This window comes from Streptomyces sp. N50 (assembly GCF_033335955.1).
GTDB lineage: Bacteria > Actinomycetota > Actinomycetes > Streptomycetales > Streptomycetaceae > Streptomyces.
On sequence record NZ_CP137550.1, the window covers coordinates 557,776 to 572,699 of the forward strand.

Sequence of the window (14,924 nt, forward strand, 5' to 3'; positions counted from 1 at the left end):
CGCTCAGCGGATGGCGTCGAGCAGCAGGTCCGCGGCCACCGCCGCTCCATCGGTGCGGATCCTGCTGCCCAGAGCCTTGGCCCGGGCCCGTGTCTCCGGTGCCAGGGCCGTCTTGAACGCGACGTTCAAGGACTCGGTCGTCGGAGCCGGACTGTCGAGGGCCGCACCGAGATCCAGGGCTGCCACCTGACCCGCCCAGTAGGGGTTGTCCGCCAACTGCAGAGGCACCACCACCTGCGGCACACCCGCCCGGGCGGCCGTCAGCGTCGTGCCCGCACCGCCGTGGTGGACCACCGCGGCCACCCTCCCGAAAAGACTCTGATGGCTGACCTCGCCGATGGCGAGGCAGTCGTCCCGGTCATCGCCCAGGTCCAGGTCCGCCCAGCCGCGGGAGACGAGTACGCGGTGATCCTGTGCGCGGACCGCCTCGACGGCCCTGCGAGCGATGTCCGGCGACGGGCGCACGCTGCCGAAACCCACGTAGACCGGCGGAGCGCCCGCGTCCAGGAACGTCAACAGGTCGGCCGGCAGCGGGCGTTCGTCCGGCAGCGTCCACGCGCCCGTCTGGACCACGTCGAGGCCCGGAGTTTTCCGCCACGGTCCCAGGACCGGGTCCGCCGCCAGCCACGGCCGGTCGGTGAAGACGTGATCACGGACGTTGTCCACCGGCGGCAGACCGAGACGCGCCCGGTGGCCGTTGAGCGGCTCGGCGAACTGCGCGTTCACCTGGCGGGCGTCCAGCTCCCACAGCGTCGGATTGTCGTCCGCCTCCGGCTCCGGCCAGCCCGGCCGCGGTGGCGGCGCGTGGTGGGGCGACGGCAGGTTGACCGCCGAATAGCTCGTGTACACGTAGCGGACGCCCGCGGCCTCGGCCACGGACCGCGCGGCGATCTGCGCCAGGCCCGCCGCCACCAGCGCGTCACATCCGTCGAGCGCCGCCGGGAAGATCTCGAACTGCGCGTCGAGCATCTCGGACCGGTACCGGGACAGATCCGCCGCCGACGGCAGCGTCGACCCGCTCATCAGCGCCCGCACCGGTGGCCCGACAGGCACCAGTCGCACCCCGAGACCCGCAAGCCGCTCCGCGAACTCCTCGTCGGGCGGGGCGCACATCCGCACCTCCACACCGCGCTCCCGCAGCCGCACCGCGAGTGCCACCAGCGGTTCGACATCGCCCCGCGTCCCGTACGTGGACAACAGCACCCGCATTCCGCGTCCTCTTTCGCTCGGTCTACCCGTACGTTTCGGCCCGTGCCAGCCCGGGCTTCGAGCAGTCCTCGTCGACGGCGCGGAGTCGGCGGCAGCGGGTGCGCGGCAGCAGTGTACGTCGCGTGATCGTCAACGCGGCAGTAGTCCTCGAACACCGGGACGCTGGTACCCGCGACGCCTCACCCTCGCCCGGGTGCACACGCAAGTCGGCCCCGTCGTAGCGGACTTGGAGGCGTTCAACACTGACCGAGTGACGGTTCAGGAGCGCCGCACGGTGGTCGGTCCACTACCTCCCGGCGCGTCTCGCCCCTCTCCCGTGGCCCAACTGGGCTGTTTCCACGCCGACTTCTTCCTTCGTCCTTCGTCGGCAACGGCGAATACCCACCGGGCACCTTGGGGACACTCTCGTCGATCAACGTTCGCTCCCTCTCATATGGAGCCGTCGTCGGTGACACAGTCTGAGAGCCACTCCATGCATAGTTCGTCCGTGCCCGTTCCTGACGTTTCGATCATCTTGCCCTGCGCCGGGTTCGCGACGCGTTTCGGGGCGCCCTACTCGAAGGAGCTGCACTGTCTGGCTCCCGGGGTCACTGTGCTGGACCGCAGCCTGGAGACCGTTGTCGAGCTGGCCAAGAGCGGACTCAACGTGCGCCTGGTCGTCGTGTTCGGAGCTCACAAGCTGGACACGGTGAGTTATCTCGCGCGGTACGCGGAGACCTTTCAGCTGGTCTTCGTCTACCAGGACCATTCGCTCGAACCGGATCTTGACGGCGCGATCCGGTCCGCCCTGCCGATGACGCGGGGGCCGGTGGCCCTCGTCCTGCCCGACATCGTTGTCTCCGGCGCGGGCAGTACCGGCAGTCTCCTCGCCGCACTGCGACAGACAGAGGTCGCGGGGTGGAGCGTGGTGGCCGCCGAGGAGCGGAACCCCGACACCCTCCGGCAGATGGGCGCGCTGGCCGTGGTCGAGAGGGACGGCAACATGACGGTCCGGGCAGCCACCGACAAGCCGTCGGATCCCTCGGGCTACAACGCGTTCTGGGGCATGGTGGCAGTCGCCGAGGAGGAGGCACACCGGCTGCCCGACGTGGCGAGCAAAGGGGCGGACAGTCCACTGGCCGGTGCGGTCGCCCTGATCGTGGAGCGAATCGTCAACTACAACACCACCATGGGCTGACTCCCGGGGCACCCACGAACCCGGGATACGCACGAGCTTGCGCGCGGGCGGCGCTGCGCACGCTCGCCGAGATCAAAGAACACCGAGATCAAAGAACGTCGCCCGCGCGGCCGTAGAAGCGATCCGTGCTCAGGGCCGACGCGGCCGGTTCTCCGAGCGGTGGACCGGCTTGGGCTCGATCGACGAGGGGGACGACCGTTTCCTCATCGGCGAGGTGAATCAGGAGGCACTGTTCGGCCGGGTGGCCGCCGTCGTGCGTCACTGCGGCGCGGGCACTGCGACAACCGCCTTTGGCCGACCCGCACCGGATGGCGGACCACCCGTAAAGAGCCGACCGGGCGGCCGAGTTGGGCATCGGCGGTGCAGAAGCGTGCCCGCCTCCGGCCTTCGCGTCCTTGTCGGCCTCGCACGCAACGGCCCCGGCCCCCGAGACCCGCGCGCGCCAGGCAGGTCGACGGCCGCCGCAACCAGCACCGGGGGACGTCGATGCCGCTCGACTCGATCGGCCGGCAGAATCCGCCGCCCTCGGCGCGAACGGCACGGGTTCGTCGAGTCAGGCAGCAGGCCGTACCGCCACCCCGGTGGCTTCAGCGCCGACAGGCCCGCGAGGAGCAGTCACACCCTCGGGCGGACCAGCCTGACCAACCCCTCCACCGCGCTCGGTCATCACCAGGGTTCTTTGCCACGGCCACAGCGATCTGTCACGCCCTGGCGTCGTCCCGGCCCTCCGCCCGGATGAGCCGGTCGTCCGGGATCACCGCGACCCCCAGGATCTCGATCATCGCCTCCGGCTGCCACAGCGCGGTCGTGCCGATCCCGGCCATCGCCGGATAGACCGGCCCCGCGAGCTCGCGCCAGACCTTCCCGATCTCCTTGCCGTGCGCCTGGTAGTCGGGGATGTCGGTGAGGTAGATGGTCAGGCTCACCAGATCCTCGGGGACACCGCCGGCCGCCCGCAGCGTGGTGAGCACGTTGCCGAACGCCTGCCGGAACTGCTCGACGATGCCCCCGGGGACGATCCGCATGTCCGCGTCCAGGGCCGTCTGTCCGCCCAGGTAGAGCGTGTTGCCACTCAGCGTGCCGTGCGAGTAGCCGCTCGGTGCGGGGAGTGAGGGCGGGTTCACCGGGATCGGAGTCATTGAGGGGTTCCTCCTCGGGCGGATCGGACTGGGCGACGCAAGCAGCGTAACTCATCTATTGACTGTTTTCGACGGTCGTGAAAATCTCGCTATAACGCACCCCGGACATCCCGACCGCCCCGGTCGCTCCGGCCGCCGCCACCGCCCCGAGGGAGAACGCCCATGAAGCTCGCCACCGTGACCCACGGAGGCCGCACCACGGCCGCCGTGCTCGACGGCGACCGCTGGCGGGCGCTGCCGGCCGACGACCTCTCCGCACTGCTGGCGACCACGGCGACCGACCGCATCGCAGGTCTCGCCGGGGCCGAACTCCCCGGCGCCACCCCCGTGTTGCCGCTGCCCTCGCCCCGCAAGGTGATCTGCTGCGGCCTCAACTACGCCGACCACATCACCGAAATGGGCCGCGAGCTTCCCGCCCACCCCACGCTCTTCGCCAAGTACGCCGACACGCTCACCGGCCCCGAGGACGACCTGGCCCTGCCGCCCGGCCTCGACGTGGACTGGGAGGCGGAACTCGCGGTCGTGGTCGGTGCCCGGATCCGGAACGCGGACCGGAACACATCCGAACGGGCCATCGCCGGATACACGATCGCCAACGACATCAGCGTCCGGGACTGGCAGAAGCGCACGCTGCAGTGGTTCCAGGGCAAGGCATGGGACCGTACGACCCCCCTCGGCCCGGTGGTCGTCACGCCCGACGAGCTCGACCCGGTCGCGGGCGTCGAGGTGATCTGCCGGGTCGACGGCGTCGAGCGGCAGCACGGAAACACGAGCACGCTGGTCTTCGACGCCGCCGACCTGCTCGCCTACGTCTCCACCTTCACGGTCCTGCGCCCCGGCGACATCGTGCTCACCGGCACCCCCGGCGGCGTGGGCTCGGGCATGAAGCCACCGGTCTTCCTCGCCGACGGCGATCTCGTCGAGACCGAGATCCCCGGTATCGGCACCCTGCGCAACCGCTTCCGTCTCACCGACTCCAGGAGCTGATCATGGAACCCGATTTCTCCAAGTACGTCCTAGAGGGCGACAACTCGTCGTACGCCAACGAGTCCGGCCTGGTCGTCCCGGTCGTGACGCGCGGTGGTCTGGAGGTCGGCGCGACCGGCCAGTCCGCCGGGGCGACCCGGATCTCCGGCGTCTCCGTGCAGCACACGCCGGCCACCAAGCTGTGGTTCGGGAAAGTGAGCAACGAGTCGGGCTACCGCTCGGTGCCCCACCACCACGGCGAGGCGGAGACCGGCGGCTACGTCATCTCCGGCCGGGCCCGGATCTACTTCGGCGAGCGCTTCGAGGACTACCTCGACCTGTCGGAGGGCGACTGGGTCTTCGTCCCGCCGTTCATGCCGCACGTCGAGTGCAACCTCGACCGCAACAACCCGCTGACCTGGATGACGACCCGCACCCCGGAGAACATCGTGGTCAACCTGGACGAGGTGGCGGACGCCGACCTGCGCGACTGGCTGGACCGGCCGTGAACGACACCCAAAGCGCCAACGCCGACTCCCGGAGCACCGGCGCCGACCTCCGCTCCGTCCCGACCTCGGCGGCCTTCACCGCGGCGATCGCCCTCACCCCCGTCGAGCCCGAGCACTTCGACCTCGCCTTCACCGCGACCACCCAGCCCTGCCCCTGGCCTAAGGCCTACGGCGGTGACATGGTCGCGCAGGCCACGGCCGCCGCGATGCGCTCGGTCGAGGGCAAGACGCTCCACTCGATGCACTCCTACTTCCTGCGGCCGGTCGACATCGGCGCCGAAGTCCGTTACGAGGTCGAGCTGTTGCGCGACGGGCGCGGCTACGCCACCCGGCAGGTCCGCGGTTTCCAGAACGGCAAACCCGTCTACACCTGCCTCGCCAACTTCGCCGCGGGCGAGCCCGGCGCGACCTTCGCCGCCGAGCCCCCGGCCGGCGTACCGGATCCCACCGAACTCCCCAGCTCCGCCTCGTACTTGCGCGACACCACCGCCCCCCGGGGCACGATGACCGACACCTCCGAGGAGTACTGGAGCGGCGGCCGCAGCTTCGACATGCGGCACGTACCGGGACCCGTCTACCTCACCGTCGAGGGTGAGCGCGTACCCCAACAGGCGGTGTGGGTAAGGCCGTTCGACGCCCTGCGACCCGTCGCCGGCCTTACCGCCGAGCAGCGCGACCTCGCCGCGCTCGCCTACGTCTGCGACTACACGATCCTCGAACCCGTCCTCCGCGTGCTGGACCTGCCGTGGGCACTCCCGGGACTCATCACCGCGAGCCTCGACCACGCGATGTGGTTCCACCGGCCCGCTCCCATGGACGGCTGGCTCCTCTACGCCCAGGAAGCCGTCGCCGCCGACGCCGGTCGCGGCCTCGCCGTCGGACGCTTCTTCACCCCCACCGGTACCCACCTGGCCACCGTCGTCCAGGAAGGCCTGATCCGCAGCTCTTGACTCCCACGCAGCTCCTGATCCCTGCACGGCCCGCCCCCGGCCTGCGGAAAGGACCCTCCCGATGGACCAGTTGGACCAGATGGGCCTCTCGCCCTCCGCCTATCCGGACACGTTCGCCCGCGACCACCTCCCGCCGCGCGCCCAGTGGCCGGTCCTCGAGTTCACCACCGACGAACTCCGCTACCCCGAACGCCTCAACGCCGGCGCCGAGTTGATCGACGTCCCCACCGCCACGTTCGGCCCCGACCGCCCGGCCCTGCGCACCCCGGAGGGCGAGGTGTGGACCTACGGCGAACTCCTGCGCCGCGCCAACCAGATCGCCCACGTCCTGACCGAAGACCTGGGCCTGGTCCCCGGCAACCGGGTCCTCCTCCGCTCCCCCAACAACCCGTGGACCGTGGCGTGTTGGCTCGGCACCCTCAAGGCCGGCGGCATCGTCGTCACCACGATGGCGGCCCTGCGGGCCCGCGAACTCACCCCCGTCGTCGAGAAGACCCGCCCGGCCGTCGCCCTGGTCGACCACCGCTTCACCGCGGACGTCGAGACCGTACGCGACACCGTCCTGCCGGACCTCACGATCGTGGCGTACGGCGGCGACGCGCCCGACGACCTGACGCGTCAAGTGGCGTCGAAATCAGGGGAGTTCACGGCAGTCGACACGGCAGCCGACGACGTGGCCCTCTTCGGACCCACCTCGGGCAGTACCGGCGTGCCGAAGATCACCACCCACTTCCACCGCGACATCCTGTCGATCGACAACACCTTCGGCCGCCACACCCTCCGCCTGAAGCCGGACGACCTGGTGTCGTGCACCGCCCCACTCGCCTTCACCTTCGGGCTCGGCATCCTGGTCGTCTGCGCCCTGCGGGCCGGTGCCTGCGCACTGCTGACGGAGGCTGTCGCGCCGGAGCCGCTGGCCGAGCTGGTCGCCGAGGCCGGGGTCACCGTGCTGGCGACCGCGCCCACGGCGTACCGGCAGATCCTCAAGGCCGGCAAGGCGGACCGGCTGCACGGTCTGCGCGGTGCGGTCAGCGCCGGGGAGCACATACCGGAGGAAGTGTGGGAGCAACTCCGCACCGAGACCGGCATCAAGGTCATCGACGGCATCGGCGCCACGGAGATGATCCACATCTTCATCTCCGCCGCCGGTGACGACATCCGGCCCGGTTCGACGGGACGGCCGGTCCCCGGGTACCGCGCCACGGTCCTCGACCTGAGCGGCGAGGAGGTCGGCCCCGGTGTCGAGGGGCGGCTGGCCGTGATCGGCCCGGTCGGCTGCCGTTACCTGGACGACCCGCGCCAGGAGAACTACGTGGTGAACGGCTGGAACGTCACCGGCGACACCTTCGTGCGCGACGAGGACGGCTACTTCTACTACCGCACCCGCACGGACAACATGATCGTGTCCTCCGGCTACAACATCGGCGGCCCCGAGGTCGAGTCCGCGATCAACACCCACCCGGACGTCGTCGAATCGGCGGTGGTCGCCAAGCCCGATCCCGAACGCGGCTCCGTGGTCTGCGCGTTCGTCGTCCTGGCCGAGGGCGTCGTCGGCGACGAGGCCAAGGTCAAGGACATCCAGGACCACGTCAAGGCGCAGCTCGCGCCGTACAAGTACCCCCGGGCGGTGCGCTTCTGCGACGCGCTGCCCCGCAACACCAGCGGAAAGCTTCAGCACTTCCTGCTTCGTCGGATCGTCGAGAAGGAGAACGAGAACGTGAAGGAGAGCCAGGCATGAGGATCGCGATCGTTGGCGGCGGGCCTGGTGGGCTGTACCTCGCCGCGCTGATGAAGCAGCTCGACCCCGCGCACGAGATCACCGTGTGGGAGCGCAACGCGCCCGACGACACCTTCGGCTTCGGCGTGGTCTTCTCCGACGAGACCCTCGGCGGCATCGAGAACGCGGACACCGTCGTGCACGACGCGATGGAGAGCCGGTTCGCCCGCTGGACCGACATCGACATCGAGTTCGACGGGCACCCCTTCACGGTCGGCGGCCAGGGCTTCGCGGCCATGGCCCGCAAGGACCTCCTGCACATCCTCCAGGAGCGGGCCGCCGAACTCGGTGTCACCGTGCACTACCGCACCCTCGCCCCGGAGGTCGACGAACTCCGCGGCTCCTACGACCTCGTGGTCGCGGCGGACGGCATCAACTCGGCCGTGCGCACCAAGTACGCCGACGCCTTCGTCCCCTCCCTCGACCAGCGCACCAACAAGTACATGTGGCTGGGCACCGACCGAGTCTTCGAGGCGTTCCAATTCCTCGTCAAGCAGACCGAGTTCGGGACCATGCAGATCCACGGCTACCCCTACTCCGACGCCGGTTCGACGTTCATCGTCGAGATGGCCGAGGACGTATGGCGCAAGGCCGGCCTCGACGCGACGGAGGGCACGCAGTTCCCGCCCGGAGTCAGCGACGAGCGGTCGGTCGCCCGGATCCGCGAGATCTTCGCCGACGAACTCGCCGGGCACAACCTCCTCACCAACAACTCCCGTTGGCTCAACTTCACCACCGTCCGCAACGAGCGCTGGCACCACCACAACGTGGTCCTGCTCGGCGACGCGGCCCACACCGCGCACTTCTCCATCGGCTCCGGCACCAAGCTGGCGATGGAGGACGCCCTCGCGCTCGCCGCGTGTCTGCACGAACACCCCACCGTGGACGAGGCGTTGACGGCGTACGAGACCGAGCGCCGCCCGGTGGTGGAGTCCACCCAGCGCGCCGCGCAGGCCTCGCTGGAGTGGTTCGAGAACATCGGCCGCTACGCCGACCAGGACCCCGCGCAGTTCTGCTTCAACCTGCTCACGCGCTCGCGCCGGATCACCTTCGACAATCTCAAGGACCGTGACCCGGGCTTCGCCGACCTGATCGAGCGCGGCTTCGCGGAGGCCCAGGGCCGCGCCGAGTCGGTCCCGGCGATGTTCCAGCCGTTCACCATCGGCGGCCTGGAGCTGAAGAACCGGATCATCGTCTCGCCGATGGACATGTACTCCGCCGTCGACGGAGTACCGGACGACTTCCACGTCGTCCACCTCGGCTCCAAGGCGCTCGGCGGCGCGGGCCTGGTCATGACCGAGATGGTCTGCGTCTCCCCCGAGGCCCGCATCACCCCGGGCTGCACGGGCCTGTGGAACGACACCCAGCGCGACGCGTGGACCCGGGTCACCGACTTCGTCCACGGCCGCAGCACCGCCAAGATCGGTCTCCAGCTGGGCCATTCGGGCCGCAAGGGCTCAACTCGCCTCATGTGGGAGGGCATTGACGAGCCCCTCACCGAGGGCAACTGGGAGGTCGTCGGCCCGTCCCCGCTGCCCTACGGCTCGGGCTGCCACACACCGCGCGAGATGACGCGGGCCGACATGGACGCGGTCGTGGCCGACTTCGTGTCCGCGGCCCGCCGGGGCGCCGAAGCAGGTTTCGACCTGCTCGAAGTGCACGCCGCCCACGGCTACTTGCTCTCCTCCTTCCTCTCCCCCATCGCCAACCACCGCACCGACGAGTACGGCGGCGACCTCACGAACCGGCTGCGTTTCCCGCTGGAGGTCTTCGACGCCGTACGGTCCGCGTTCCCCGCCGACCGCCCGGTGACGGTCCGGATCTCGGCCACCGACTGGGCGCCCGACGGCAACACCGAGCACGACGCGGTCGAGATCGCGCGGGCCTTCGTAGCGCACGGCGCGGCTGCCGTCGACGTGTCGTCCGGCCAGGTCACCAAGGACGAGAAGCCGGCGTACGGCCGCTCGTACCAGACCCCGTTCGCCGACCGCATCCGGCACGAGGTCGCCGCTCCGGCGGGCGCGGCCGTGATCGCCGTAGGAGCGATCTCGTCGTACGACGACGTCAACTCGATCCTGCTCGCCGGGCGTGCCGACCTGTGCGCGCTCGGCCGCACCCATCTCTACAACCCGCAGTGGACCCTGCAGGCGGCCGCCGAGCAGGAGTACCGCGGTGCGGGTGCCGACTGGCCGACGCAGTTCGCGGCCGGTCGCCGCAAGCCGCCCACCTCACGGACCGACGCGGTCCGTCCGCGGCTGGCGCTGCTGCGCGAGACCCCGAGGGATGCCGTGCACCTGCGGTGGACCCCGGGCAGGGCGGCGGAATGAGCGTCCCGTTCGGCGTGCATCGTGCCCGGGTGGAGTGGATCGACACCGACGCGGCCGGGATCTACCACAACACGACCGTCGTCCGGTTCGCCGAGGCCGCGGAGGCCGAGCTGATGCGCGCGTACGACGTCCCGGGGTACTTCCCGGTGGCGCCGAGGGTGCGTTACGAGGTGGAGTTCGAGGCGTCGATGCGGTTCGGCGAGGAGGTCGAGACGCGGGTCGAGCTGATCCGTCTCGGCCGGTCCTCGATGACCTTCGGTTTCGAGGTGTGGCGGAGCAGTGCTGACGGCAAGCCGAACTGCCGTGCCGCCCGGGGCAGTTACGTCACTGTGCACGTCCCCGACAAGGCGACCGGCGGCAGCGCGCCCTGGCCGGACGACTGGCGTACCGCGCTGGGCGGCCGGGCGGAAGCGGACGCCGGACATGCGCACTGAAATACTACGATCGTGACGGCAAGCGATCTCGAAGACGACAGCCCGGGCCAGCCCGCCCCGCCGCGATCCCTGATCGTGACGGTGTACGGGCTCTACGCGCGCGAGGTCGGCGGCTGGATCGGTGTGAGCACCCTGATCCGGCTGCTCGCCGAACTCGACGTCGACGCCCAGGCGGTCCGCTCGTCGATCTCCCGGCTCAAGCGCCGCGAGATCCTGGTGTCCGAGCGCCGGGACGGCCGGGCGGGCTACGCGCTCTCGCCGTACGCCCGTTCCGTCCTGGAGACCGGCGACCGGCGCATCTTCGAACGGCACGCCGTCACCGACGACGGCTGGGTCATCGCCGTCTTCTCGGTGCCGGAGAGCGAGCGCCAGCACCGGCACCAACTCCGGTCCCGGCTGGCCTGGTTGGGCTTCGGAACCGTCTCGTCCGGGATCTGGATCGCCCCGGCCCACGCCCTCGACGACACCCGCGACCACCTGCTCCGGCACGGCCTGGACCAGTACGTCGACCTCTTCCGCGGCGACTATGTGGCCTTCGGCGACCCCGCCGAACAGGTGGGCCGCTGGTGGGACTTGGAGGCACTGCAGAAGCTCTACGACGATTTCGTCGCCGAGTTCACGCCGATGGCCGCGCGCTGGGCCGGGCCCGGCAAAGGGTCCGACCGGGCGGCGTTCATCGACTACGTCCAAGTCCTCACCGCCTGGCGCCGGTTGCCCTACCTCGACCCGGGCCTGCCCAGCTCCCTCCTCCCCGCCACCTGGTCCGGCACGACGGCGGCGGACCTCTTCGCCGAACTCCGGCACGCCCTGGCGGACCCGGCGCACGCGTTCGCCCGGAGCCTGCTGGACGACCCCGCGTGATCCGGCGGGGTCAACTCCCGAACGCCTGGCGGAACTTGGCGATGTCCTCCGGTGTGGCCTCCATCGCGGCGCACATCGGGACGAAGCCGTCCTTGGCGCCGATGATGTAGTGGCCGCCTTCCGTATACGTCAGCGTCTCCGAGACCTCGGTGTCGCTGGTGAGGACGACCGTCTCCGCGTCACCGCCCTTGAACCACCGGTCCACATGGAAAGTGGCCGTCGAGCCCTTGACGGACGTGGCCGTTCCTTCGAAGAGGGTCGGGTACGCGCCCAGGGTGTCGACGCCGGGCACCATGCACTTGCCGTCGCCGCCCTCGGCGGTGAGCCGCAGCGCGCCGGCCGGAACCGCGGTCTTGGCCGAGGCCGAACGACCGTTGCCGTCACCGCTGTTGGCCATGATTCCTCCGGCGACGCCGCCTCCAAGTACCAGTAGTCCGGCCGCCGCGAGTCCGAAGAGATGACGGCGTCCCCAGCTCGCGGTCGCGATGCCGGCGGCGGTGGTCGCGGACTGCAGCGCGGTGTCGGTGTTCAAGGTGTCCTCCACAAGGCGGTCGATGTCGGGCGGCGGAGCAACTCCGGTCAGTGCCGGGTCCGCGGACTTCAGCCGGGCCAGCAACTCGTCGTCGTTCACTGACTGCTCCTTCCTTCATCCCTCTTGTGTCCGGTCGGTTCGGCATCCTTTCGCCCCAGCCGGTCGGCGAGTCTCGCCTTCGCCCGGTGGAGCCGGATGCTCACCGCGTTGGACGTCAGCCCGGTCGCCTCCGCGATCTGCCGCGGCGCCAGCCCCTCCCACGCCCACAGCCGCACCACCTCGCGGTCCAACGCCCCGAGGTCACCGAGCGCGGCATGCAGTTCGCTGTGATCGGCGGCTCCGGCCGGAGCCTCCTCCTGACTCCGGATCAGCCGCTCCACCAGCCGGAGCCTGCGCCCGTCGGCCCGGCGGGCGTTCGCCAGGCACCCCCGTGCCACCCCGTAGCACCAGGGCAGCACATCACCGGGTTCGGGCTCGGCCCCCTCCCCCAGCCCGGGGACGTCGTCGAGCCGACGCCACAGCACGAGCATCGTCTCCGACAGCACGTCCTCGACCATGTCGGCGCCCGTCCTGCGCAGCAGATACCGGTGCAGCGGTTCCACCACCAGGTGCGCCAGTCCTTCGAAGCGCGCCCGCCGCATCCGGCGCGCCTCCTGTTCCGTCATGGATTCCACACCCCGTACTGTCCGGCAGCCGCCGGTTCCTTTCCGCCGTCGACATTGATTCCAGCTACACGTAAGTGCATAATGGCGTTATGCATAAGCGGGTTATGGATCCAGCGATGCCGGCGGTCCCCGAGACATCGCCCGAGGACCTGATCCTCGCCGTCGAGAGGATGGTCCGCTACGTCCGCCAGAGCGCCGTCACCGGCGGCCTGAGCATGGCCGCATCCGCCGTACTCGGACGCCTGGGCCGCGAGGGCCCGTGCCGGCTGACCGATCTCGCCCGGGCCGAGGGCGCCACCCAGCCGAACATGACGCAGCTCGTCACCCGGCTGGAGCGCGCGGACCTGGTACGGCGCACCGCGGACCGCAGCGACGGCCGGGGCGTGCTGGTGGAGGTGACCGACACGGGCCTGGAGGTCTCCCGACAGCGACGCGCCGAACGCGCCCACGCCCTCGACCAGCTCATCGCGGAACTGAGCGAGCCGGAACAGCAGGCGGTGCGGGTCGCCCTACCGGCCCTGGCCCGCGCGATCCAGGACCGCCAGGACCGCTCCTGACGGAGCCCCTCGCACCCTTCAACTCCCTGGAGGACAGGCACACATGAGCGCACCACACGGAAATGCCGCCAGCCCGTTCCGGCAGCCCAGGGCCGTCTGGGCCGTCGCGTTCGCCTGCGTCATCTCCTTCATGGGCATCGGCCTCGTCGACCCGATCCTGCCCGCGCTGGCTGACAGCCTGCACGCCACGCCGAGCCAGGTCTCCCTGCTGTTCAGCAGCTACCTGATCGTGACGGCGGTGGCGATGCTGTTCGTCGGCTGGTTCTCCAGCCGCTTCGGCGCCAAGCGCACCCTCGTCATAGGCCTGGCGGTCATCGTGGTCTTCGCCGCGCTGGCCGGCACCTCCGGCTCCATCAACGGCATCGTCGGCTTCCGCGCGGGCTGGGGGCTGGGCAACGCCCTGTTCATCGCCACGTCCCTGGCCGTCATCGTGGCCTCGGCCAGCGGCGGGTTCGGCGGCGCGATCATCCTGTACGAGACGGCGCTGGGCCTCGGGATCGCCGTAGGGCCGCTGCTCGGGGGCGAGTTGGGCGGCATCAGCTGGCGCGGCCCGTTCTTCGGCGTCGCCGTCCTCATGGCGATCGCACTCGTCGCCACAGCCGTGTTCGTCCCGGACCTGCCCAAGCCGGAGCGGGTCACCTCGCCCCTCGCGCCGTTGAAGGCGCTGCGTCACCGCGGTCTGCTGACGATGGGCATCATGGCGCTGCTGTACAACTGGGGCTTCTTCACCATGCTGGGCTACGCCCCCTACCCCATGGAACTCAGCGCCCATCAGCTCGGACTCGTGTTCACCGGGTGGGGCCTGCTCGTGGCCGCGTTCAGCGTCTTCTTCGCCCCACGCCTCCAGGCGCGCTACGGCACCGCGCCCGTCCTGTACGCCAATCTGGCCTGCCTCTCCGTGGTGATGGCCGTGATCGCCGCCGGGGTCGCCACGCCGACCGTGGTCATCGTGGCGGTCATCGTCAGCGGTGCGTTCATCGGCATCAACAACACCCTGACCACCCAGGCCGTCATGCTGGTCTCGCCGGTGGAACGGCCCGTCGCCTCGTCCGCGTACGGCTTCCTGCGCTTCATCGGCGGCGGTCTGGCCCCGTACGTGGCGGGCAAGCTCGCCGACGCCACCGATCTGAGCGTCCCGTTCTACCTGGGCGCCGCGACCTTCCTGCTCGCCATCCCGGTCCTCGCGAGCGGCCACAGCCTGCTCCGCGAGGCCGAACAGCACGCCGACGAGGGCGAGTCCGTCGCCCCGACCCTCACCCCCGTCGGCAAGCCCGCGAGCGGGAGCACGCCCCGGATCATCGTCGCCGTGTCCGCCCACGACCAGGCCCCCGCCATTGTCGACGCGGCGGCCCGGCTCGCCCGCGACACGCGCAGCCCGCTGGAGGTCGTGCACGTCCAACTGACCGCCGTGGTCGAGGAATTGGCCGCCGACACGGAGACGCGCGACCAGGCCCGCGCGGCCGTGACCGCCCACCTCGACCGCCTCGCCGAGCAGGGCGTCCCGGCGACCGGCCAGATCCTGACCACCGTCGGCGACCACTCCGCCGCCGGGCGCGTACTGGCCCGGCACGCAGCCGACACGGGCGCCCGCGCCATCGCCGTGGGCCGCTCACCGCACGGCCCCCTCACCCAGTTCGCGGAAGGCAGCTTCACCACCGCCCTCACCCACGCGGCCACCTGCACCGTCGTGCTCGTCGAACCCGACAACGCGCCACGGCACCTGACCTCGGCCACCCTGCCGGCGCTGCGCGACGGGGCGGCCTGACCACCACACACACCGACATGCGGCGGGCCCTCGCGACAAGAACCCGGAAGCGACCG

The 14,924-nt window shown here is 70.6% G+C and carries 14 protein-coding genes; 10 read left to right on the forward strand and 4 right to left on the reverse strand.

Annotated elements, in window-relative coordinates:
* Nucleotides 1–3: 3 nt before the first annotated feature.
* Nucleotides 4–1,209 (reverse strand): glycosyltransferase, encoded by a 1,206-nt coding sequence (locus R2B38_RS46990; RefSeq protein ID WP_318022331.1) that lies wholly within the window; start codon nucleotides 1,207–1,209, stop codon nucleotides 4–6.
* A 487-nt stretch (nucleotides 1,210–1,696) separates the two neighbouring features.
* Between R2B38_RS46990 and R2B38_RS46995 the strand changes: the two genes are divergently transcribed.
* Nucleotides 1,697–2,386 carry a hypothetical protein gene (locus R2B38_RS46995; RefSeq protein ID WP_318022332.1) on the forward strand — a complete coding sequence of 230 codons (690 nt, stop codon included), beginning with the start codon at nucleotides 1,697–1,699 and terminating at the stop codon, nucleotides 2,384–2,386.
* 701 nt (nucleotides 2,387–3,087) lie between these two features.
* Here the strand turns inward: R2B38_RS46995 and R2B38_RS47000 are convergent.
* Nucleotides 3,088–3,525, reverse strand: a complete 438-nt coding sequence (locus tag R2B38_RS47000) for a RidA family protein (RefSeq protein WP_318022333.1) — start codon at nucleotides 3,523–3,525, stop codon at nucleotides 3,088–3,090.
* Nucleotides 3,526–3,687: 162 nt separating this feature from the next.
* Here R2B38_RS47000 and R2B38_RS47005 point away from each other — a divergent pair, with 162 nt between their 5' ends.
* From R2B38_RS47005 to R2B38_RS47035, 7 genes are all read left to right on the forward strand, one after another.
* Nucleotides 3,688–4,512: a fumarylacetoacetate hydrolase family protein gene (locus tag R2B38_RS47005; RefSeq protein ID WP_318022334.1), complete on the forward strand. Its 825-nt coding sequence runs from the start codon at nucleotides 3,688–3,690 to the stop codon at nucleotides 4,510–4,512.
* A gap of 2 nt (nucleotides 4,513–4,514) precedes the next feature.
* Nucleotides 4,515–5,000: a cupin domain-containing protein gene (locus tag R2B38_RS47010; protein ID WP_318022335.1), complete on the forward strand. Its 486-nt coding sequence runs from the start codon at nucleotides 4,515–4,517 to the stop codon at nucleotides 4,998–5,000.
* Nucleotides 4,997–5,950, forward strand: coding sequence for an acyl-CoA thioesterase (locus R2B38_RS47015; protein ID WP_318022336.1), 954 nt, complete (start codon nucleotides 4,997–4,999; stop codon nucleotides 5,948–5,950). Before R2B38_RS47010 ends, R2B38_RS47015 begins: the two co-directional genes overlap by 4 nt.
* 61 nt (nucleotides 5,951–6,011) lie before the next feature.
* Nucleotides 6,012–7,688 carry an AMP-binding protein gene (locus tag R2B38_RS47020; RefSeq protein WP_318022337.1) on the forward strand — a complete coding sequence of 559 codons (1,677 nt, stop codon included), beginning with the start codon at nucleotides 6,012–6,014 and terminating at the stop codon, nucleotides 7,686–7,688.
* On the forward strand, nucleotides 7,685–10,054 hold the full coding sequence (locus tag R2B38_RS47025) for a bifunctional salicylyl-CoA 5-hydroxylase/oxidoreductase (RefSeq protein WP_318022338.1): 2,370 nt from the start codon (nucleotides 7,685–7,687) through the stop codon (nucleotides 10,052–10,054). Before R2B38_RS47020 ends, R2B38_RS47025 begins: the two co-directional genes overlap by 4 nt.
* Nucleotides 10,051–10,488 (forward strand): thioesterase family protein, encoded by a 438-nt coding sequence (locus R2B38_RS47030; RefSeq protein WP_318022339.1) that lies wholly within the window; start codon nucleotides 10,051–10,053, stop codon nucleotides 10,486–10,488. The genes R2B38_RS47025 and R2B38_RS47030 overlap by 4 nt, the downstream gene beginning before the upstream one ends.
* A gap of 12 nt (nucleotides 10,489–10,500) precedes the next feature.
* Nucleotides 10,501–11,349: a PaaX family transcriptional regulator C-terminal domain-containing protein gene (locus R2B38_RS47035; RefSeq protein ID WP_318022340.1), complete on the forward strand. Its 849-nt coding sequence runs from the start codon at nucleotides 10,501–10,503 to the stop codon at nucleotides 11,347–11,349.
* Between the two features lie 10 nt (nucleotides 11,350–11,359).
* Here R2B38_RS47035 and R2B38_RS47040 read toward each other — a convergent pair whose 3' ends face one another.
* Together R2B38_RS47040 and R2B38_RS47045 are read right to left on the reverse strand one after the other, a co-directional pair.
* Nucleotides 11,360–11,980, reverse strand: coding sequence for a hypothetical protein (locus tag R2B38_RS47040; RefSeq protein ID WP_318022341.1), 621 nt, complete (start codon nucleotides 11,978–11,980; stop codon nucleotides 11,360–11,362).
* Nucleotides 11,977–12,546: an RNA polymerase sigma factor gene (locus tag R2B38_RS47045; protein WP_411978624.1), complete on the reverse strand. Its 570-nt coding sequence runs from the start codon at nucleotides 12,544–12,546 to the stop codon at nucleotides 11,977–11,979. Before R2B38_RS47045 ends, R2B38_RS47040 begins: the two co-directional genes overlap by 4 nt.
* A gap of 116 nt (nucleotides 12,547–12,662) precedes the next feature.
* Between R2B38_RS47045 and R2B38_RS47050 the strand changes: the two genes are divergently transcribed.
* The gene (locus tag R2B38_RS47050) at nucleotides 12,663–13,103 is read left to right on the forward strand and encodes a MarR family transcriptional regulator (RefSeq protein WP_318022343.1); all 441 of its coding nucleotides are present in this window, start codon (nucleotides 12,663–12,665) and stop codon (nucleotides 13,101–13,103) included.
* A 43-nt stretch (nucleotides 13,104–13,146) separates the two neighbouring features.
* Nucleotides 13,147–14,868, forward strand: coding sequence for an MFS transporter (locus R2B38_RS47055; protein WP_318022344.1), 1,722 nt, complete (start codon nucleotides 13,147–13,149; stop codon nucleotides 14,866–14,868).
* Nucleotides 14,869–14,924: the final 56 nt, after the last annotated feature.

Coding starts and splice junctions, on each gene's coding strand:
- R2B38_RS47005 (WP_318022334.1), top strand. CDS start 3,688: ATGAAGCTCGCCACCGTGACCCACGGAGGCCGCACCACGGCCGCCGTG.
- R2B38_RS47025 (WP_318022338.1), top strand. CDS start 7,685: ATGAGGATCGCGATCGTTGGCGGCGGGCCTGGTGGGCTGTACCTCGCC.
- R2B38_RS47030 (WP_318022339.1), top strand. CDS start 10,051: ATGAGCGTCCCGTTCGGCGTGCATCGTGCCCGGGTGGAGTGGATCGAC.
- R2B38_RS47010 (WP_318022335.1), top strand. CDS start 4,515: ATGGAACCCGATTTCTCCAAGTACGTCCTAGAGGGCGACAACTCGTCG.
- R2B38_RS47050 (WP_318022343.1), top strand. CDS start 12,663: ATGCCGGCGGTCCCCGAGACATCGCCCGAGGACCTGATCCTCGCCGTC.
- R2B38_RS47000 (WP_318022333.1), bottom strand. CDS start 3,525: ATGACTCCGATCCCGGTGAACCCGCCCTCACTCCCCGCACCGAGCGGC.
- R2B38_RS47045 (WP_411978624.1), bottom strand. CDS start 12,546: ATGACGGAACAGGAGGCGCGCCGGATGCGGCGGGCGCGCTTCGAAGGA.
- R2B38_RS46990 (WP_318022331.1), bottom strand. CDS start 1,209: ATGCGGGTGCTGTTGTCCACGTACGGGACGCGGGGCGATGTCGAACCG.
- R2B38_RS47055 (WP_318022344.1), top strand. CDS start 13,147: ATGAGCGCACCACACGGAAATGCCGCCAGCCCGTTCCGGCAGCCCAGG.
- R2B38_RS47020 (WP_318022337.1), top strand. CDS start 6,012: ATGGACCAGTTGGACCAGATGGGCCTCTCGCCCTCCGCCTATCCGGAC.